Source organism: Nocardiopsis akebiae (assembly GCF_018316795.1).
GTDB classification, from domain to species: Bacteria; Actinomycetota; Actinomycetes; order Streptosporangiales; family Streptosporangiaceae; genus Nocardiopsis; species Nocardiopsis dassonvillei.
The window spans coordinates 3439729-3458256 of the sequence record NZ_CP074132.1; the positions used below are offsets into that span (position 1 = coordinate 3439729).

The window sequence follows — 18528 nt, forward strand, 5'->3', positions numbered from 1 at the left end:
TACGGCAACCGTAACAAACGGGTCCGCGCGGACGGAAAGGATTTACGGGAGGTGCCCGTCCTCTTCGCCTCGCGCGTTGTGCTTCCTGGAACGCCAAAGGTGGGCAAAGCGTCTAAAGACAAACACAAAGGAGGGTTCATCTGTGAACGGCAGACATCGCGCATCGGGCACGGGGGTCGCGATCGGTCTCGCCTTGGGCATCGTCCTGGGTACGGTCTTCGACAACCTGGCGCTGGGGATCGTGTTCGGAGCGCTGCTGGGAGCCGCGATTGGAGCGACGGGCGGGACGCTCGGCTCGAAGCGTTCGAGCGGCTGAACCCGGAGGCCTCCCTCGCCGGACCCGGCCCGAGGCCGCTTCTCGGCTCCGCGCTACTTCGGGAGAATCGGACGCCGGTGGCGCCCCGGTGACGGCACAGCGCTGACGAGTACGGGAGCGAAACGACGAGGGGCCGCGGCCACGGACCGCGATCCCCCGCGGTTCCGCGAAGGCCGTGCCCGGCGCGGCGCACGGGGGCGCCGCCGGTGCGCCCCTCAGTCCCGGCCGGTGGCGTACAGGTACAGCAGCGCGTTCACGGAGGTGCCGCTCACCAGCTGGCGCCGCCTGACCAGTTCGGGGACCCGGTCCAGCGCCACCCACTCCACGCGCTCGGCCTCCCAGGCGTCCTGGGGTTCGCCGACCCTCTCCGCCGTGTCGGCGACGAAGACGTGGTGTTCGCTGTCGGTCAGTCCGCTGGAGGGCTGGACGTAGACCAGCGGGCGCAGCGGCCCCGTCCGCCACCCGGTCTCCTCCAGCACCTCGCGCGCGGCGGCCCGCTCGGGGCTCTCCCCCGGGTGCACGCCGCCCATGGGGATCTCGTAACCCCAGGTGTCGGTGATGAACCGGTGCCGCCACAGCAGCAGCGCCCGGCCCCGACCGTCGAGCACCACGGCACCCGCCCCGGGCGGTCGGCGGACGACCCGGTGGTCGAACCGGTGCCCGTCGGGCAGTTCGACGTCCGCGGCCCGCACGTCGATCCACGGATCGGTGTACAGGGGCTTCTCGGAGTGAACGGTCCAGCGCACGGGCGACCCTTTCCGTTGGCGAAGAGCGGAACCGCCAGAATCCCACGTTCGCGCGCGTGCGCGTGGCCGTCGGGGCGGCCGTGGGCGGGCCCGCCGGGGTCAGGTGCGCGCGTGTGGGAGTCGGGCCACGCGGCCCGGCCGGGTGCTGGCGTGCTGTTTACCGCCCGTTACCCGGCCGCCCCGCCCCCGCGAGCGCGGCGCAGCGCGGCTACGCGGGCTTCATGCCGTGGTCCGGATGTGCCCGGGCTCGTGCCCCACTGTTGGCACGGTCACGTTCGCGCTGTTCAGGCCCGTGGTGGGGTGCCGACGAGGCACGGAAACGGGCCCACGCCGCCTGACCGGGGGGTTGCCCGGACTTGGTGTTGCGTTTCCCACTCACCCCAAGTGGTTTCAAACACTTTCCAAAGCCCTGACCAGCGCATACGTTGCACGGGTGAACTTTATGCGATCGATACCCAAGCTGACGTTTACCGCGACCTCCAGCCTGCTCATCACCGGCGGGCTGCTTCTGGCCGGGCCGGGCGCCGCAGCCGCGGACACGGCCTCCGCCAAGGAGATCGCCGACACCCTCAACGACAAGCTGAACGACGACATGGCCGGTCACATGACCGAGGAGCACGTCGAGAACGCCCGCGCGATGGTCGACGCGGCCAAGGACCGCGACCTGGACGAGGACGCCGCCGCCATGGCGGTGGCCACCTCCATCGTCGAGACCCACCTGGACAACCTCGACTGGGGCGACCGCGACAGCGTCGGCCTGTTCCAGCAGCGCGACCACTACGGCTCGCAGGAGGACCGTCTCGACCCCACCTGGGCCACCAACGCCTTCTTCGACGAGCTTGAGCGCGTCTACCCCGAGGGCAGCTGGGACGACACCCCGCTGGGCGAGGTCGCCCAGGACGTGCAGCGCTCGGCCTACCCCGACCGGTACCAGCACCAGGTAGACGACGCCGAGACCATCGTGGACCACCTCTGGTGACAGACCGCTCCTAGACAGACAGCGGAGCCTGCGAACCCCGCTCTCGCATGCTCATCCGGCGGAGGCCGGTGACCGGGCGTCCGGTCACCGGCCTCCGCCGTTTCCCGGACTCCGCGCCGGGCGCTCTCGGGCCCCGCGTGCGCGGGGCCGTCTCACGCCTCCTGGCGGGCGGCGTTGGCGGCGAAGGCGTCGCGCAGGTACACGCTCAGCCCCTCGGCGTGGGCGTCGACGGTGGCGGTGAAGCGCTCGTCGTCCGCGTACAGCCGCCCCAGTCCCCGGTGGACGCAGGTGGTGCAGTCGTAGAACCAGCGGGTGATGTGGGCGCGGTGCCGCTCGGCCAGGTCCATCACGGCGGGGCTGTCGGGCGCCTGCCCGTCGTTCATGGCCGCGGCCAGGGCCAGGTGGATCTCCTCGCCCTCGGCGTTGAGCCGCTCCCAGTCGGCCTTGGTGTAGGAGCCGACCCTGCGCTGGGACCGGGCGTAGGCCTCGGTGCCGCCCCAGCGCCGGCGGGCCTCCTCGGAGTGGGCGTCCACGTCGAAGTCGCCGAAGAGTTCGAGGCGTTCGGCGGGGGTCAGGTCGAGTTGCATGGTTTCGGCCTCCATCAGGCGTTCGATGCCGCGCGCCATCGTGCGCAGGCGTTCGATGCGTTCGGTCACCAGCCGGTGCTGTCGGGCCAGGTGGGCGCGGGCGTCGGCGTCGGGGTCGTCGAGCAGGGCGGCGATCCGGTCCAGGCCGAAGCCCAGTGCCCGGTAGGTCAGGATCTGCCGGAGCCGTTCGAGGTCCTCGTAGCTGTAGCTGCGGTAGCCCGCCGGGGTGCGTCCGGCGGGAACGAGCAGTCCGATCCGGTCGTAGTAGTGCAGGGTTCGGACGGTCTGCCCGCTCATCCGGGCGGCCTCGCCGACGGTGTGTCCCATCTGTCCCGCTGCTTCCTCGCTGGTGGTGACGTGTGCCCGAAGCTAGGGCCTGACGCCGCGTCAGGGTCAACCGATTTCCCCGGCCGGGGTGTCCCGTGTCCACCACCGGGCCTTACTCGCCGGTAACATCTGGGGGTATGAGCCCTGACCCCACCATCGAGGACTTCCGGTTCGACCGGGACACCCGTGTCGAGAAGCTGGCCGACGGCGAGTTCGCCGCCACCCTCACCGACGCCTGGACCACCTTCACCTCCCACCCCAACGGGGGTTACGTCCTGGGCGCCGCCCTCAACGCGCTGCGCCAGAGCCTGAGCCAGCCCGACCCCTTGGCCGTCTCGGCGTTCTTCCTGCGCCCCGCTGCCCCCGGCGCGGCCACCGCGCGCACCGAGGTGGTGCGCGAGGGGCGCCGCACCGCCACCGGCCAGGTCCGCTTGGAGCAGGGCGGCAAGGAGATCGTGCGCGCCACCGCCACCTACGGCGACCTGTCCCCCGACCCCTCGGCCCGCGTCCTGACCCTGGACGAGCCGCCGCGCCTGCCCGCCCCCGAGGACTGCCCCGTTCCGCCCGAGTTCGACAACCCCGAGGGCCTGGGCATCGCGCGCAGCGTCGAGTACCGCTATCCCGGGCGGCCGGGCTGGCTGGACGGCCGCAAGGACGGCCGCCCGTACGCCGAGTTCTGGATGCGCTTCGCCGACGGGCGCGAGGCCGACACCCACGCGCTGGTCTCGATGGTGGACTTCGCTCCCCCGGCCGTGCTGGAGATCGGCGAGTTCGCCACGATCACCGTCGAGCTGAGCGTGCACGTGCGCGCCAGGCCCGCCCCGGGGTGGCTGGCCTGCCGGGTGTTCACCAAGCACGTCTCCGGCGGCCTGCACGAGGAGGACATGGAGATCTGGGACGGCACGGGCACGCTGGTCGCCCAGTGCCGCCAGCTGGCCATGCTCCTGTGACGCCCTACCCCGTCCGGGGTCGCCGGTTCGCGCCGGTCGATTCCTTGATCGGGGCCCGACAAGATACGCCGGAGAACGGGGAAGACGAGGCCGCGGCGTGATCTCCCGCGCGACGGAAGTGTCGCGCGGGAGCCGTTTTCGCCGTCTGTTCCCCGTCGGCGCGATTCCCGGTGCCGACGAAGCGGCCAGAACCGGCGGGACCGGTGGTCGCGACGCCGGTTCCGCCGTCCCCGCGCCCGGGTCAGACCACCGCGCGGAAGTGCGTGGTCAGGCGCCGGTCCTCGTCCAGGATGTGGAAGGCCACCCCCGGGGGCTGGTCGCGGTCGGCCGCGGGCTCTGCCTCCCAGGGCATGCTCAGCGTCCACGTAACGCCGGGTGCCAGCAGCAGGGGCCGACCGGCGAAGGTGGTCGCCCCGCCGGTGTGGGCGTGCCCGACCAGGATCCCCGCCACCCGCGGGTGGGCCCGCAGCAGCCCGGACAGGTCGTCGGCGTTGTCCAGCCGCATGGAGTCGGGCAGCGGGTGGTGGACCCGCACGGGCGGGTGGTGCAGGGCCAGCAGGGCGGGCCGGTCGTCGGGCAGGGCGCTCAGCGTGTCGTTGATCCACACCAGGGTGGCCGTGTCCAGGTGGCCGCCGTCCTCGCCCGGAACCGTCGAGTCGCAGGTCAGCACCGCCGCGCCGCCCACCTCGTGCACCTGGTTGAACGGCTCCTCGGACGGCTCCCGGCCCAGCAGCGACGCGCGCATCCGCCCGCGGTCGTCGTGGTTGCCGGGGCAGACCAGCACCGGGAAGGGCAGGTCCAGCAGCCGGGCAGCCTCACGGTACTCCTCCGCGGTGGCGTGGTCGGCTATGTCACCGGTGACCAGGAGAGCGTCCGGCTCCTGGGCCAGGCCGCGCAGGTACTCAGCGGTCCGGGCGGCGCGCCCGGTGGTGCGGTCGGTCCCGTCCAGGTGCAGGTCGCTGATGTGGGCGAGCAGGAGCGTCATGGCCGTCCTTCGTCGGTCGCGGGTGCGTTGCGCCCTCCGGGACCGCGCGGACCTGCCGGTTCCGCCGCTGGGAGGGCGCACTGAACCCGTGCGGCCGGTGACCCCCGGCTTCCGCACCGTGCCCGCCCAGGCCGTTGACCGGCCGTTTCCCGTCGGGTGGAACGAGGCTATTGCGCGCGCCGCGAGCGGGACAGGGTGGTTGCCCGCACGCGTTCGGCGGCCGCGGCCCCGGGCGGAACCCGGGGCGACCACAACAATCTCTGTGTTCAAAACGACCAGAAGATTTACCGGTCGGCAAACCGTGGGTCATGCTCTCGAAACCGGTGCGGATGCGACCGGCGCCACGGAGCGGTGTAACGGCCGCCACGTTCCCGCCTCGGGCGGTCCGTCGGCCCGCGAGCGCCCGCCCGCACCGCGGACCTGCAGCAACGGAGAGAGCCACCCCATGAGCATCCAGCGCATTCTGCGCGTCGGCGGCGCGGTCGCCGCGGCCGTCGTCATCGGCGCCGCGGCGGTCAACGCCTCGTCGACCGGCGGCGACGGCGCCGAGGCCGTACGCAGCCGACTGACCACGATCGTGCCCGCCGCGCCCGGCGGCGGCTGGGACCTGGTGGGACGCGAGGCGCAGAACGCCTTCCGCGAGGGGGAGATCGTCGCCAACAACCAGGTGGTCAACGTGCCCGGCGCGGGCGGCACCATCGGCCTTGCCCAGGCGGTCCGCCAGGAGGGCCGGGCCAACATGCTGATGGTGACCGGCACGGTCATGATCGGCAGCATCATCGTCAACAACTCCTCGCACGACCTGCAGGACGTCACCCCCATCGCCCGACTCGCCGACGACTACGAGGTGGTCGTGGTCCCCGACGACTCCCCGTACCAGGACATGGGCGACCTGGCCGAGGCCTGGCGCGAGGACCCGGGCGGAATGGCGATCGGCGGCGGCTCCCTGGGCGGCACCGACCACCTGCTGGCCGGACTCATCGCCTCCGACGTCGACGTCGACCCCCAGGACGTCAACTACATCGCCTTCTCCGGCGGCGGCGAGGCGCTGACCTCGCTGCTGTCGGGCAGCGTCGACGTGGGCATCAGCGGCTACAACGAGTTCAGCGACCAGATCGAGGCGGGCAACGTGCGCGCCCTGGGCGTCTCCGCGCACGAGCGCGTCGAGGGCATCGACGTTCCCACCCTTGCCGAGCAGGACATCGACGCGGTCCTGCCCAACTGGCGGGGGTTCGTGGCCCCGGCCGGTATCACCGAGGAGGAGCGCGCCGAGCTGACCGCGATCGTCACCGAGATGCACGACACACCCGAGTGGGCGCAGACGCTGGAGCGCAACCGCTGGGACGACACCTTCCAGACCGGCGAGGAGTTCGAGGAGTTCCTCGCCCTGGAGACCGAGCGCATCACCACCATCACCGAGGAACTGGGCCTGTCTTGAGTACCGACGCCACCACCCCCACCCGGGCGACGGAGCCCGCCGCCCCGCCGCCCCGCCCCTCCTGGTGGCGGGGCAGGTCAGAACTGCTGGTCGCCGCCCTGGTGCTGGGCATCGCCGGGTTCATCGCCGTGCAGACCGCCGCCATGCCGGTGCCGCCGGGCACCGAACCGCCCGGCCCGCGCTTCTTCCCCACCCTGGTCGCGATCTTCATGGGCGCCACGGGCGTGGCCCTGGCCGCGCAGGTCCTGCTGCGCCCGGCCCGCACCGCCGACGCGCCGACCACCGGGGAGAACGCCGAGGCCGCCACCGCCGACACCGACGGGGGCGCCCCGGCCGGTGAGGCGGGGCCCGTGCGCATCGACTGGCGCTGCCTGGGGATCGTCGTCGCCTCGCTGACGGTGTTCATCCTGCTGCTCCAGCCGGTGGGCTGGCTGCTGTCCGCGGCGCTGCTGTTCTTCGGCGTCGCCCACGCCCTGGGCAGCCGCCGGTACCTGTTCGACGCCGTGCTGTCGCTGGTGTTCTCCTCCGTCATCCAGCTCGCCTTCGTCGCCGGTCTGGGCCTGAACCTGCCGGCCGGAATCCTCGGGGGCATCCTCTAAATGGACGTTCTCACCAACCTCATGGCGGGGTTCGCCAACGCGCTGAGCCCCGAGTACCTGTTCCTGGCGCTGCTGGGCGTCATGCTCGGCACGGCCGTGGGCGTGGTGCCCGGCCTGGGCTCCTCCATGGCCGTCGCGCTCCTGCTGCCGGTCACCTTCCACCTCGACCCCACCGGCGCGTTCATCATGTTCGCCGGTGTGTACTACGGCGGGCTGTTCGGTGACTCCACCGCCGCCATCCTGATGAACACGCCGGGGCAGGCCTCGGCCATCGCCACCGCCATCGAGGGCCACAAGATGGCCAAGCGCGGGCGGGCGCCGCAAGCACTGGCCACGGCGGCCATCGGCGCGTTCATCGGCGCGATCGTGTCCACGGCGCTGGTGGCGTTCTTCTCGCCGGTCATCGTGCAGCTGGCGCTGCAGTTCGGCCCCGCCGAGTACTTCGCGCTCACCGTCTTCGCGTTCGTGGCCACCTCCGCGGTGGTCTCGGACTCGGCCGTGCGCGGCCTGATCGCCCTGGGCATCGGCCTGGCCATCTCGATGGTGGGCATCGACGGACTCAGCGGCGCCGAGCGCTTCACCCTGGGCGTGCCCCAGCTCTTCGAGGGCTTCAGCATCATCACGGTGACCGTGGCGCTGCTGGCGATCGGCGAGGTGCTGCACGTGGCCGCCACCGCCCACGCGGGCGACGCGGCGCGCGGCGGCCTACGGCGCAGCGGCACCCCTTGGCTGAGCCGACGCGACCTGCGGCGCACGCTTCCGGCCTGGATGCGCGGAACCCTGTTCGGCCTGCCGTTCGGGTCCATCCCGGCGGGCGGCTCGGAGATCCCGACCTTCCTGGCCTACGGCACCGAGCGCAAGCTCGCCGCGCGGCGAGCCCGACGCGGCAAGGGCGAGGACGAGTTCGGTGAGGGCGCCATCGAGGGCGTGGCCGCGCCGGAGGCCGCCGCCAGCGCCACCGCCGGAACCGCGATGGGCACCCTGCTGGGTCTGGGCCTGCCGACCTCGGCGACCGCCGCGATCATGCTGGCCGCCTTCCAGCAGTACGGGATGCAGCCCGGTCCGCTGCTGTTCGAGCGCGACGGCGACCTGGTGTGGGCGCTGCTGGCCAGCCTGTTCATCGGCAGCGTCATGCTGCTCATCCTCAACCTGCCCTTCGCGCCGCTGTGGGCCAAGCTGCTGCTGGTCCCCAAGCCGTACATGTACGCCGGGATCGCGGTGTTCTCTTCCCTGGGCGTGTACGCGGCCGCGTCGTCCATGGTGGACCTGTGGCTGATGCTGCTCCTGGGTCTGGTGGCTCTGATGATGCGCCGCTTCAACATTCCGCTGGCCCCGGTGCTGATCGCGGTCGTCCTGGGCCCGGTGGCCGAGACGGAGCTGCGCCGCGCCCTGGCCGTGGGGCAGGGCGACGTGTCGGTGCTCGTGGACAGCGGGATCACCCTGGGCATCTACGGGCTGCTGCTGACGATCGGCCTGGTCGTGGCCGTCGGCCGACTGCGAGCCCGACGGGCCGCGCGTAAGGACCACACCCCGGTGGAGGCGGGCCGCGGCTGACTCCGGCCCGGCCCCTCCCGGGCGCGGCGGCACGGACCACTCCCCGTGCCGCCGCGCCGTCTCTGTTCGTGCCCGCGCCCGGCCGTCGGCCGACCGGTGTCCTTCGGGCCCGCGCCCCCGGCGAGGGAAGGCCCCTCCGAATCGGCGGCCCGCCCCCGCGTCATGGCGGGACCGCGTCCGGCCCCGGTCTCAGGAATCCCCGCCGGTGGTGGCCGCGGGCGCCTGCGGGCGCACGCCCGCGAACGCGATGTCCAGCAGACGGCCGGCCTGCCCGCCGTCGGGGTGGTCCTCCGTGGCGAGCGAGATGGCGCTGACGAGTGTGACCAGGTCCTCGGCGCGCACACCGGGGCGCACCTCCCGCGCCCGACGGGCGCGCTCCAGGAGCTCACCGGCCGCGGCGGTGATCAGCGCCGCGCAGCCGTCGTCGCGCTCCAGCAGGTCGGCGTCGCGGCCGTCCCGCAGCAGCGAGGCGGCCAGACCGCGGCTGGCCTCGGCGTAGGCCTTGAGGTCCCGCAGCCAGGCGAAGAGGGCGGGGCCCGGCCCGCTGGCGCGGGAGTGCTCCCGCGCCCTGGCGCAGAGCGCTTCGACGCGGTCGTGGAAGACCACCTCCAGCAGACGGCGCCGGGAGGGGAAGTGCCGGTGCAGGGTCGCCGAGCCCACCCCGGCCCGGCGGGCGATCTCCTCCAGCGATGCGTCCACGCCGTGGGCCGCGAACGCCTCCTCGGCCACGGCGACGATGCGTTCGTAGTTGCGCCTGGCATCCGCGCGCAGGGGCTTTCGCGCCGCGCTCTCGACCACCGTGACCTCCTGCGCTTGCTAAGTGGGGTGCCTCTCCGGTTATCTTAGCGAAACGAAGTGGGGGGCCACCCCACTTTCTTCGCGAGACTGGGGAGAACGACCATGCGCGCTGTGCGGTACGACCGATTCGGCCCGCCCGAGGTGTTGCGCGTCGACGAGGTGCCCACGCCGGATCCGGGAGAGGGCGAGGTGCTCGTCGAGGTGCACGCCGCGAGCGTGGACGCGGGGGAGGTCGCCTTCCGCTCGGGCAGGATGAGCGGGATCACCCGTGCCCGGTTCCCCCGGGGAGTGGGCGTCGACTTCACGGGCCGCGTCGCGGCGGCGGGCGCGGGAGCGCGCGCCTGGCGGGCCGGGGACGCGGTGTGGGGGGTCATGCCGCACTTCGCCTTCGGGGCCATCGCCGACTACGTCGTCGTCCCAGAGCAGCGGCTCGCCGGCGCACCCGGGAACCTCGGCCTCCTGGAGGCCGCGGCCATTCCGGGCGCGGGTACCACCGCCCTGACCGCGCTGACGGACAAGGCCCGCCTCGCGCCCGGTGAACGGCTCCTGGTCCGCGGCGCCACCGGAGGTGTGGGCAGCGTCGCGGTGCAGCTGGGCAAGGCGCTCGGCGCCGAGGTCACCGCCCTCGCCGGTGCCCGCAACCTCGACTGGATCCGGGGACTCGGCGCCGACGAGGCCCTGGACTACCGCACGACCCGGCCGCAGGACCTCGGCCGCTTCGACGTCATCCTCGACCTGGTCGGCACCGACCTCGGCGCCTACCAGGCGCGGCTGGACCGGCGCGGGCGCATGGTCGCGCTCGCCTTCGACCCGGACCGCGTCCTCAGGTCCCTGCTCGGCACCGGACTCCGGGCCGTCGTGCGGCCCGGCCGGACCAAGCTCTTCAGCAACAACCCGTCGGCGCAGCGCATCGCCGAGCTCACCCGCGCCGCCGAGGAGGGGAAGATCCGTCCTATGGTCGACACGGTCTTCCCCATGGCCGACGTCGCGGAGGCCTACCGCAGGCTGGAGGCGGGCGGCGTCCGCGGGAAGTACGTCATCGACGTGCGGCGCCCGTAGCGGCGACGCGGCGGGCCGCGCCCGTCGGCGGCGGTGGTGAGACCCTACGCATCACCGCAGGTCAACGCTGCTCTCTTGACGCAAGGACCCCACATATCAGGTGTATTGACCACTGAGGTCGGTGACACCCACCCCACCTGACACACACAGAGAGGGCCTCCGGTAACGGTGTGGATTGCGACATCTACCACCGGACCGGCAGGCCCTCGATGTCCCGCACTGCCCACGCCAACGCCGCACTCACACCCGTCGCCCGCCACCACCCCCATTCGCCCGTGCCCACCCGTCGCCCGCCACCACCCCCAACTCACGCCTACGGCGCGGTTCCCCCACGGGAACCCGTCTCCGGCACCTCCGGAACCCCGGGGGCGCCCGAACCAACCCTCCGCAAGCCGAGACCGGTGCAAGAAAACAGACCTTAGGACGGTTCCTTCGCGGGGCGGGCCCGCCCACGGCCGACCGCCCGGGCTCCGGCCCCTCGTGCGGCGCGCCGCCGCAGCAGCACGCCTTGGCGGGGCGAGAACAGGTAGGCCAGGGTGAAGGCCGACGACTGGGCCAGCACGATCGCCCCGCCGGTGGACACGTTCAGGTGGAAGCTGAGGAAGACCCCCGCCGCGGCCGCCGCCACGGCCACCGCCGCGGAGGCGACCAGCATCCGCTCGAAGCGGTCGGTGAGCAGGTAGGCCGTCGCCCCGGGGACGATGACCATGGCCACGACCAGGATGATCCCCACCGCCTGGAGGGCCACCACCACCGTGACCGACAGCAGTCCCAGCAACAGCGTCTCCAGCAGACGGGGGTTGATGCCCACCGCGTGCGCGTGGACCGGGTCGAAGGCGTACAAGGTCAGGTCGCGGTGCTTGTACCAGACCACCGCCAGCACCACCCCGGCCAGGACGAGCACCTGCCAGATGTCGGTGTCCGACACCCCCAGCACGTTGCCGAACAGGATGTGCCCCAGGTCGGTCTGGCTGGGCACGCGCGAGACCAGGACCAGGCCCAAGGCGAACATGGCCGTGAAGACCACGCCGATGACGGCGTCCTCCTTGACCCGGGAGGTGCGGTTGACCACCCCGATCAGAGCGACCGACCCGGCGCCGAAGACCAGCGCGCCCACCGCGAAGGGCAGCCCGAACAGGTACGACAGCACCACCCCGGGCAGGACGGCGTGGGAGACGGCGTCGCCCATCAGCGACCAGCCCACCAGCGTCATCCAGCACGACAGGACGGCGCACGCCACCCCGGCGACCACGCTGACCAGCAGGGCGCGCCGGACGAAGTCGAAGCCCAGGGGCACCGTGAACCACTCCGCGACCGCGGTCAGCGCGTCCATGCCGCTCCCTCCTCGTCGGTGTGGACCCCGAAGGCCTCCATGAGGGTCTCCGGGCGCAGGACCTCCTCGGGTGCGCCGTGCGCCACGACGCGGCGCTGGAGCAGCACCGCCTCGTCGCACAGGGCGGGCACCTGGGCCAGGTCGTGGGTGGACACCAGCAGCGTGTGGCCCTCGCCGCGCAGTTGCAGCAGCAGTTCGGTGATGCGCCCCTCCGAGCGCTTGTCGACCCCGGCGAAGGGCTCGTCGAGCAGGAGCACGTCGGCTCCCTGGGCGATGGCGCGGGCCACGAAGGCGCGTTTGCGCTGGCCGCCGGAGAGCGCGCCGATCTGGCGGTCGGCCAGGTCGCCCAGGTGGGTGCGGTCCAGGGCGTGCTCGACCGCCTCCCGGTCGGCGGGGCGGGGGCGGCGGCGCTGTCCCATGCGCCCGTAGCGGCCCATCATCACCACGTCGCGCACACGGACCGGGAAGGCCCAGTCGACCTGTTCGGACTGGGGCACGTAGCCCACCAGCCCGCGGCGGCGGGCGGCGGCCCCGGTGCGCCCGAGGATCCGCACACGCCCCCCGTCGGTGGGGACTAGGCCCAGCACGGTCTTGAACAGGGTGGACTTGCCCGACCCGTTGGTGCCCAGCAGACCGCAGACGCGGCCGGGTGCGACGGACAGGCTCACGCCGTCCAGCGCCAGGACGTCGCCGTAGCGGACGGTGGCGTCGGTGACCTCGATGGCGGCGTTCACCGCTCCTCCCCCCGCAGCCCGGCCACGATGGCCTCGGCGTCGTGGCGCAGCAGGTCCAAGTAGGTGGGGACGGGTCCGCCCTCCTCGGACAGGGAGTCGACGTAGAGGGTCCGGCCCATGGCGGCGCCGGTCTCGCGCGCCACCGAGCGCTGGGAGCCGTCGTTGACGGTGCTCTCGCAGAAGACGGCGGGCACCTGGTTGTCGCGGACGAACTCGGTGACGGCGGCGGTCTGCCGGGGGGTGCCCTGGGTCTCGGCGTTGACCGGCCACAGGTACATCTCGGTCAGCCCCGCGTCGCGCGCCAGGTAGGAGAAGGCCCCCTCGCAGGTGACCAGGGCGCGGGAGCTGTCGGGGACCCCGGCGAGCTCCTCCTCCAGGTAGTCGCCGACCTCGCTGATCTCGTCCTTGTAGGCCTCGGCCGCCTCGGCGTAGACCTGCTCGCCCTCGGGGTCGAGTTCGGTGAGGGCGTCGCGGATGTTGTCGACGTAGACGGGGGCGTTGTCGGGCGACATCCAGGCGTGGGGGTTGGGCTGGCCCTCGTACTCCCCCGTGGAAACGGGGATGGTCTCGACGCCGTCGCTGAGCACGGCGGTGGGGGCCTGAACGCGTTCGGTGAACTGGCTGAACCAGGCCTCCAGCCCGAGCCCGTTCTCCAGGATCAGGTCGGCGTCCTGGCCGCGGACGAGGTCGTCGGGGGTGGGTTCGTAGCCGTGGATCTCGGCTCCGGGCCGGGTGAGCGAGGCGACCTCCACGCGCCCGTCGGCGACGTTGCGTGCCATGTCCGCCAGAACGGTGAACGTGGTCAGGACCAGGAGCCGTCCGTCGTCGCGCTCCTGTCCGGCGGAGGAGGAGCAGGCGGTCAGGCCCAGGACAAGGGCGAGGGAGGCGGCGGGGAGCTTCGCCGACCAGGAGTGTGAAGAAGCCTCATCTTGAAAGTTCGGCACGCCTAACTTTTTACCACAAGAGGGCCAAACTACACATCGCGGTGGCGTGTCGCGGTCGTCGCCCGGGTCTCGTGTCCCGGGCACCGCTGGCCCGCCCCTACGGCGCGTGCGGCTCAGTCCGGTTCGGCCAGGGCGGCCCGGGCCGCGGCGGTCCAGTGCGGCGACTCCGCCCGGGCGGCCACGCGCAGGGCCAGCCGGTAGTGCTCCGCGGCCCGCTCGCGGCGTCCGAGCGCGCGGTCGAGGTCGCCGAGCTGGTGCGCGACCGGCCCCAGGGTCAGCAGACCGCTGCCCGCGCCCGCCAGCTCCCCGGCGGCGGGTGAGAGCAGGCGGTGGGCGCGCTCCATCGCTGGGCGGTCGCCGACGGCGGTGGCGGCCCGGGCGGCCAGGCAGGTCAGGGCCTCCCCGAGCAGGCCTGGCGGAGCGTCGGGCGGAAGGGGCGCTGATCCGGGCCGGGCCAGGGCGTCGGCCCAGAGCGCGTAGGGGCCCCAGTCCTGACGCGGATCCACCTCTGCGGGACGGCCTTCCCGCAGGCGCAGGCACAGCAGCGCCAGGGGCAGGATGCCCTGCTCCACCCCGGGCATGCCGGTGTCGGCGAGCCGCACGCTCGCGGCACGGTAGGCGGCCTCGGCCTCCTCGACGGATCCCCGCGCGGCCGTGCGCAGCGCCTCGTACCAGCGGGTGAACACCCCCACCAGGGCGATCCCGTAACGCGAGCCCAGCCGGTCGGCGCCGGCCGCGTGGGCGTCGGCGGCGCCGAAGTCGGCGAGCGCGGAGTACGCCTGGACCAGTACGAGGCGGCCCAGCACCTCGAAGGTCACCAGGCCGTGTCGGGAGGCCAGGTCGACCAGTTCGGCGCCGATCTCCACGCGCTGCGGGGCCCGCCCGGCGCCCTGGAAGGACTGCATGAACCGGGCGTTGAGCGCCAGGCACAGCAGGGCGGGGTCGCCGAGCCCGCGGGCGGTCTCCTCGGCCAGGCGGGCCGCGTCCGGGCCGCGGCCGGTGGCGGCGCCGCGCAGTTCCAGGGCCAGGGCGCACAGCAGGCGGGTGCGCTGCTCCGGGCGGTCCTTGGGCAGTGCGGCCAGGGTGCGTTCGGCGGCCCCGGCGACCCGGCGGGCCAGCGCCTCGTCGTCGTTGCGCGGCCACAGGGCGGGCACGTCGAAGGCGGTGATGACCTGAGCCGTCAGCTCCGCGTCTCCCAGCCCCTCGGCCGCGGCCACCGCCCGGGCGCGGTGGTGGCGGGCCTCCTCCAGACGGCCGGTGACGGCCAGCGCCCGGACCATGCCCATGACCGCCTCCAGGCGTTCGCGGGGCCGGTCCTCGCCGGAGCGGTCGTGGGCGGCGACGGACTCCCGCCACAGCCGGGCCGCCTCGTGCGGGGCGAAGCGCTCCTCTGCCCGCAGGGCGGCGGTGCGCGAGTGGTGCGCGGCCCGGGCCGCGGTGGCGCGGGTGCCCGCCCGCCCGAAGTGGTGGGCGAGCACGTCGGCCCGGTCGGGACGCAGTGCCTCGACGGCCTCGGCCACCGCCGTGTGCAAGTGCGCCCGGCGGGGCCGGGAGAGGTCCTGGTAGAGGGTGTCGCGCACCAGCACGTGCGCGAAGCGCAGGCCGGGTGCGCCCTCGGGCTCGTCCGGTTCGGCGCGGTCGGTGAGGAAACCCGCCTCCAGCGCCTCGTCCAGGGCGTCGAGTAGGGCGTCCCCGTCCGGGGACAGGGCCGACAGGACGTCGGGGTCGACGTCGCGGCCGATCACGGCGGCCCGGCGCAGCAGGTCCCGGGCCCCGGATGTCAGGGAGTCCAGGCGGTGGCGGATGACGTCGCGCACCCCGGCGGGGACCGCGTCGAGCGCGGCGCCGTCCCCGCCGGACAGCAGCCGGGCCAGCTCACGGACGAAGAAGGGGTTGCCGCCGCTGCGCCGGTGGACGGCGCGCAGCGCCCGCCCGCCGACGTCGCGGCCGACCAGGGCCCGTACGAGCGCCTCGGTCGCGTCCTCGGCCAGTCCGCCCAGGTAGACGCGGGCCGGTTCGCGGGGGGCGAGCCGGGCAAGGGTCGCGGTCAGGGCGGGGTGGACCTCGCCGGTCCGGTGGGTCCCCACGAGCAGCACGGGCCCCGGGAGCGGTTCGGCGGCCAGGAAGGTGAACAGTTCCAGGGTCTCCTCCGCCGCTCGGTGCAGGTCGTCGAAGACCAGCAGGACGGGACCGCGCCGCGCGGCCGAGGCGAGCAGGCGGGCGGCTCGGCGCAGGACGCCGAACCGGGCCGCCGCGGGGTCGGAGGCAGCACCCCCCGGCGCTGCGGTGTCGTTGTCGCGGGCGGGGGCGGCGATGCTCCTGGGCTCCGTGGTGGCCGCACCCCGGCCTGTGCCCGGGGAGGGACCGTCCGTCCCGGTGGGGCTCGTGTTGGATGCCGGGGCTGTGGTGTCGTCGTCCGTGGTGAGGCCGATGGGGTCCCCGTGGCCCGTGGCGTCCCGGCCGGTGTCCACGGATTCCGCCAGCACCGCGGCGATCTGCGTCCAGGGCCAGGCCGCGGGCGCCCCCTCGTGCTCGGGGCCGCGCCCCCAGGCCGTGGTCCACCCGCGCCCGGCCAGCCGCCGCGCCAGTTCCTCGGCCAGGGCCGTCTTGCCCGCCCCGGCGTCGCCGGAGACCAGCGCGACCCGGGCCGGAGCGTGCGGCGCGGCGGAGGCCGCGGCCCCCTCCAGCAGTTCCAGCTCCCGGGTACGGCCCACGAACGGGCGCCGGACGGGGTCGGGCGCGCCCACCGCCCGTGCCGGGAGGACGGTGGCGGCGGCACGCGGGGTGAGGTGGGGCGCCTGGGCCAGGACGTCGGCCTCCAGCCGCCGCAGTTCGGGGCCGGGGTCCACCCCCAGCTCCTCCGCCAGGGTCCGGCGGGCGCGGCGCAGCGCGGCCAGAGCGTCACCCTGACGGCCCGAGCGGTACAGGGCCAGCGCCCACTGCCGCCAGGCGTTCTCGCGCAGGGGATGGGCCAGGGCGTGCGCCTCCAGGGCGGGCACCGCGTCACCCGCACGCCCCAGCGCCAGGAGGGCCTCGGCGTGCCGCTCCACCGCCAGCAGCCGCAGCCCCTCCAGCCGGTCGGCCTCGGCGCGCGCCCAGGGGTAGGCGGCGAACTCGGCGTAGGCCGGGCCCCGCCACCACCCGAGGGCCTCCTCCAGGCCGTCCAGCGCCGCACCGGGCCGGTCCTCGGCGAGCAGCGCGCCGCCACGGGCCACGGACCCGGCGAAGCGCCGGGCGTCGACCGCCTCGGGGTCGGCCCTCAGCGCGTAGCCCGGCGGCGCGGTCACCAGCAGCCGGGCGGGCCGCCGGGCGGGCCGGTCCGGTTCCAGGGACCGGCGCAGCGCCGAGACGAAGGTGCGCACCGCAGCCACGGAGCCCTCGGCGGGCACCTCCCACAGGTCGTCCACGAGACGGTCCACGGGCACGGCACGGCCCTCGGCGACCAGGAGCCGGGCCAGCACCGCGCGGTGTCGCGGCCCCTTGAGGGCGAGCGGTCCGTGCGCGCCGACGGCCTCCAGGGGACCCAGCACGCGGAAGGACACCGCCGCCCGTGTCACCTCCCCCTCCATGGCAGCAAATCTATCCGGCCGTCCGCACCGCCTGGGGACGCCGACGCCCCCGCTCAACCGTTGCTCATCAGCTGCTCATCGGGCCCCGGCAGGCTCGTGGACGACCGAGATCCCCGGCGACCGCCGGGGACGCGGCTCCGACCCACCGAGGAGACCACCGTGGAACCCAGGATCAAGGGATTCGACTACCAGCGCGTGCCCGTCGCCGAGGGCGTGGCGCTCAACGCCGCCGTCGGCGGCTCGGGCAGCCCCCTCGTGCTGCTGCACGGCTTCCCCCAGACCCACCTGATGTGGCGGCACGTCGCGGCCGACCTGGCCGCCGACCACACCGTCATCTGCCCGGACCTGCGCGGCTACGGCGACAGCGACAAGCCCGCCGGCACCGACGGCGACGCCTACGCCAAGCGCACCATGGCCGCCGACGTCGTCGCCCTGGCCCGCGCCCTGGGCCACGAACGCTTCGCCCTGGCGGGCCACGACCGCGGCGCCCTGGTCGCGATCCGCGCCGGTCTGGACCACCCCGACGCCGTCACCCACCTGGCCTCGCTCGACGTGCTGCCGACCCTGGACATGTGGGAGGTCATGCGCGGGGCGTCGGCCGCGGTGGGCTTCCACCTGTACCTCATGGCCCAGCCTCCGGGCCTGCCCGAGCAGCTCATCGGCGCCAGCCCGGACGCCTTCTTCGGACACTTCCTGGACATCTGGACGCGCGACCCCGAGGCAATCCCCGCCGAGGTGCGCGCCGCCTACCTGCGGGCCTCCCGCGAGGCCGTGCCCTCGATCGTGGCCGACTACCGGGCCTCCGCCGGGATCGACGTCGAGCACGACGAGGCCGACCGCGCGGCCGGGCGGCGTCTGTCCATGCCGGTGACGGTGCTCCAGCAGGACTGGGGCGCGGCGCTGGGCTACGACGCCGCCGCTGTGTGGCGGGCCTGGGCCCCCGACCTGCACCACAGCACGGTGACCTGCGGCCACTTCATGGCCGAGGAGGCCCCGGCCGAGGTGGTCGGGGCGCTGCGCGACCTGTTGGCCCGGTAGGCGGGTCGCGGGACCGGGTCGCGGGCGGGCTCTGTCAGAATTCCTCGGAAAGAGACCGGTGGACGTGTCGATCCGCGGCACCCCCCGTTCGACCTAGGGGTGAAGGGGCCCGGAAGGGGCCCGCGACACCCGGGGAGACAGAGCCATGAAGTACATGCTGATCATGCGCGCCACCGACGAGGCCTTCGCGAAGATGGGCGAGGTCGACTTCGACGAGATGCTCGCGACCATGGGCCGGTACAACGACGAGCTGATCCGCGCCGGGGTGCTGGTCGCCGCGGAGGGCCTCGACGACGCCGCCGAGGGCGTGGTCGTCGACTACTCCTCCGAGCCGCCCGTGGTCACCGACGGCCCCTACGGCGAGACCAAGGAGCTGTTCGGCGGGTTCTACATCCTCAACGTGGCCTCGAAGGAGGAGGCCGTGGAGTGGGCCAAGCGGGCGCCGATGGGAGGTCCCGGGTTCAAGACCGAGATCCGCCGGGTCACCACCATCGACGAGTTCCCGCAGGACAACGAGTGGATCCAGAGGGAGCGGGCCTGGCGTGAGGCCACCGGCCAGCTCTGAGCGGACC

17 protein-coding genes are annotated in these 18528 nt (G+C 73.8%); 9 read left to right on the forward strand and 8 right to left on the reverse strand.

Features of this window, described 5'->3' with window-relative positions:
• Positions 1–142: 142 nt before the first annotated feature.
• Entirely contained in the window at positions 143–316 is a 174-nt protein-coding gene (locus KGD83_RS14760) for a hypothetical protein (RefSeq protein WP_212639767.1), read from the forward strand.
• Positions 317–531: 215 nt separating this feature from the next.
• On the opposite strand, the gene KGD83_RS14765 is transcribed toward KGD83_RS14760, so the two are convergent.
• A complete protein-coding gene (locus tag KGD83_RS14765; RefSeq protein ID WP_212639768.1) occupies positions 532–1062 on the reverse strand; it encodes an NUDIX hydrolase in 531 nt (176 codons plus the stop codon).
• A gap of 442 nt (positions 1063–1504) precedes the next feature.
• Between KGD83_RS14765 and KGD83_RS14770 the strand changes: the two genes are divergently transcribed.
• Entirely contained in the window at positions 1505–2041 is a 537-nt protein-coding gene (locus KGD83_RS14770) for a hypothetical protein (RefSeq protein WP_212644433.1), read from the forward strand.
• A 152-nt stretch (positions 2042–2193) separates the two neighbouring features.
• On the opposite strand, the gene KGD83_RS14775 is transcribed toward KGD83_RS14770, so the two are convergent.
• Positions 2194–2955, reverse strand: coding sequence for a MerR family transcriptional regulator (locus KGD83_RS14775; RefSeq protein WP_212639769.1), 762 nt, complete (start codon positions 2953–2955; stop codon positions 2194–2196).
• 137 nt (positions 2956–3092) lie between these two features.
• Between KGD83_RS14775 and KGD83_RS14780 the strand changes: the two genes are divergently transcribed.
• Entirely contained in the window at positions 3093–3905 is an 813-nt protein-coding gene (locus KGD83_RS14780; RefSeq protein WP_212639770.1) for a thioesterase family protein, read from the forward strand.
• A gap of 241 nt (positions 3906–4146) precedes the next feature.
• Here KGD83_RS14780 and KGD83_RS14785 read toward each other — a convergent pair whose 3' ends face one another.
• Positions 4147–4890 carry a metallophosphoesterase gene (locus KGD83_RS14785; RefSeq protein ID WP_212639771.1) on the reverse strand — a complete coding sequence of 248 codons (744 nt, stop codon included), beginning with the start codon at positions 4888–4890 and terminating at the stop codon, positions 4147–4149.
• 445 nt (positions 4891–5335) lie between these two features.
• Between KGD83_RS14785 and KGD83_RS14790 the strand changes: the two genes are divergently transcribed.
• Genes KGD83_RS14790 through KGD83_RS14800 form a run of 3 tightly spaced genes read left to right on the forward strand, consistent with a single transcriptional unit; the run spans position 5336 to position 8481 of the window.
• Positions 5336–6328, forward strand: a complete 993-nt coding sequence (locus KGD83_RS14790; RefSeq protein WP_013153177.1) for a Bug family tripartite tricarboxylate transporter substrate binding protein — start codon at positions 5336–5338, stop codon at positions 6326–6328.
• A complete protein-coding gene (locus KGD83_RS14795; protein ID WP_212639772.1) occupies positions 6325–6927 on the forward strand; it encodes a tripartite tricarboxylate transporter TctB family protein in 603 nt (200 codons plus the stop codon). The genes KGD83_RS14790 and KGD83_RS14795 overlap by 4 nt, the downstream gene beginning before the upstream one ends.
• Positions 6928–8481, forward strand: coding sequence for a tripartite tricarboxylate transporter permease (locus tag KGD83_RS14800; protein ID WP_212639773.1), 1554 nt, complete (start codon positions 6928–6930; stop codon positions 8479–8481).
• A gap of 189 nt (positions 8482–8670) precedes the next feature.
• Here the strand turns inward: KGD83_RS14800 and KGD83_RS14805 are convergent, their stop codons facing one another.
• Positions 8671–9279, reverse strand: coding sequence for a TetR/AcrR family transcriptional regulator (locus tag KGD83_RS14805; RefSeq protein ID WP_212639774.1), 609 nt, complete (start codon positions 9277–9279; stop codon positions 8671–8673).
• Positions 9280–9381: 102 nt separating this feature from the next.
• Between KGD83_RS14805 and KGD83_RS14810 the strand changes: the two genes are divergently transcribed.
• Positions 9382–10338, forward strand: coding sequence for an NAD(P)-dependent alcohol dehydrogenase (locus tag KGD83_RS14810; protein ID WP_212639775.1), 957 nt, complete (start codon positions 9382–9384; stop codon positions 10336–10338).
• 418 nt (positions 10339–10756) lie between these two features.
• On the opposite strand, the gene KGD83_RS14815 is transcribed toward KGD83_RS14810, so the two are convergent.
• The 4 genes from KGD83_RS14815 to KGD83_RS14830 all read right to left on the reverse strand — a co-directional run bounded on the left by KGD83_RS14815 (position 10757) and on the right by KGD83_RS14830 (position 16918).
• Positions 10757–11671 (reverse strand): metal ABC transporter permease, encoded by a 915-nt coding sequence (locus KGD83_RS14815; protein WP_212639776.1) that lies wholly within the window; start codon positions 11669–11671, stop codon positions 10757–10759.
• Positions 11659–12405 carry a metal ABC transporter ATP-binding protein gene (locus KGD83_RS14820; protein ID WP_212639777.1) on the reverse strand — a complete coding sequence of 249 codons (747 nt, stop codon included), beginning with the start codon at positions 12403–12405 and terminating at the stop codon, positions 11659–11661. Before KGD83_RS14820 ends, KGD83_RS14815 begins: the two co-directional genes overlap by 13 nt.
• Positions 12402–13349 (reverse strand): metal ABC transporter substrate-binding protein, encoded by a 948-nt coding sequence (locus tag KGD83_RS14825; RefSeq protein ID WP_212639778.1) that lies wholly within the window; start codon positions 13347–13349, stop codon positions 12402–12404. The genes KGD83_RS14820 and KGD83_RS14825 overlap by 4 nt, the downstream gene beginning before the upstream one ends.
• A gap of 113 nt (positions 13350–13462) precedes the next feature.
• The gene (locus KGD83_RS14830; protein WP_212639779.1) at positions 13463–16918 is read right to left on the reverse strand and encodes an AfsR/SARP family transcriptional regulator; all 3456 of its coding nucleotides are present in this window, start codon (positions 16916–16918) and stop codon (positions 13463–13465) included.
• Positions 16919–17077: 159 nt separating this feature from the next.
• Here KGD83_RS14830 and KGD83_RS14835 point away from each other — a divergent pair, with 159 nt between their 5' ends.
• Positions 17078–17956, forward strand: coding sequence for an alpha/beta fold hydrolase (locus KGD83_RS14835; protein WP_212639780.1), 879 nt, complete (start codon positions 17078–17080; stop codon positions 17954–17956).
• 145 nt (positions 17957–18101) lie between these two features.
• The gene (locus KGD83_RS14840) at positions 18102–18521 is read left to right on the forward strand and encodes a YciI family protein (protein ID WP_212639781.1); all 420 of its coding nucleotides are present in this window, start codon (positions 18102–18104) and stop codon (positions 18519–18521) included.
• Positions 18522–18528 lie beyond the last annotated feature (7 nt).

Bases quoted from the DNA above. Each gene is read 5' to 3' on its own strand.
- KGD83_RS14770 (WP_212644433.1), top strand. From the start codon at position 1,505: ATGCGATCGATACCCAAGCTGACGTTTACCGCGACCTCCAGCCTGCTC.
- KGD83_RS14775 (WP_212639769.1), bottom strand. From the start codon at position 2,955: ATGGGACACACCGTCGGCGAGGCCGCCCGGATGAGCGGGCAGACCGTC.
- KGD83_RS14780 (WP_212639770.1), top strand. From the start codon at position 3,093: ATGAGCCCTGACCCCACCATCGAGGACTTCCGGTTCGACCGGGACACC.
- KGD83_RS14785 (WP_212639771.1), bottom strand. From the start codon at position 4,890: ATGACGCTCCTGCTCGCCCACATCAGCGACCTGCACCTGGACGGGACC.
- KGD83_RS14790 (WP_013153177.1), top strand. From the start codon at position 5,336: ATGAGCATCCAGCGCATTCTGCGCGTCGGCGGCGCGGTCGCCGCGGCC.
- KGD83_RS14800 (WP_212639773.1), top strand. From the start codon at position 6,928: ATGGACGTTCTCACCAACCTCATGGCGGGGTTCGCCAACGCGCTGAGC.
- KGD83_RS14810 (WP_212639775.1), top strand. From the start codon at position 9,382: ATGCGCGCTGTGCGGTACGACCGATTCGGCCCGCCCGAGGTGTTGCGC.
- KGD83_RS14815 (WP_212639776.1), bottom strand. From the start codon at position 11,671: ATGGACGCGCTGACCGCGGTCGCGGAGTGGTTCACGGTGCCCCTGGGC.
- KGD83_RS14830 (WP_212639779.1), bottom strand. From the start codon at position 16,918: ATGGAGGGGGAGGTGACACGGGCGGCGGTGTCCTTCCGCGTGCTGGGT.
- KGD83_RS14840 (WP_212639781.1), top strand. From the start codon at position 18,102: ATGAAGTACATGCTGATCATGCGCGCCACCGACGAGGCCTTCGCGAAG.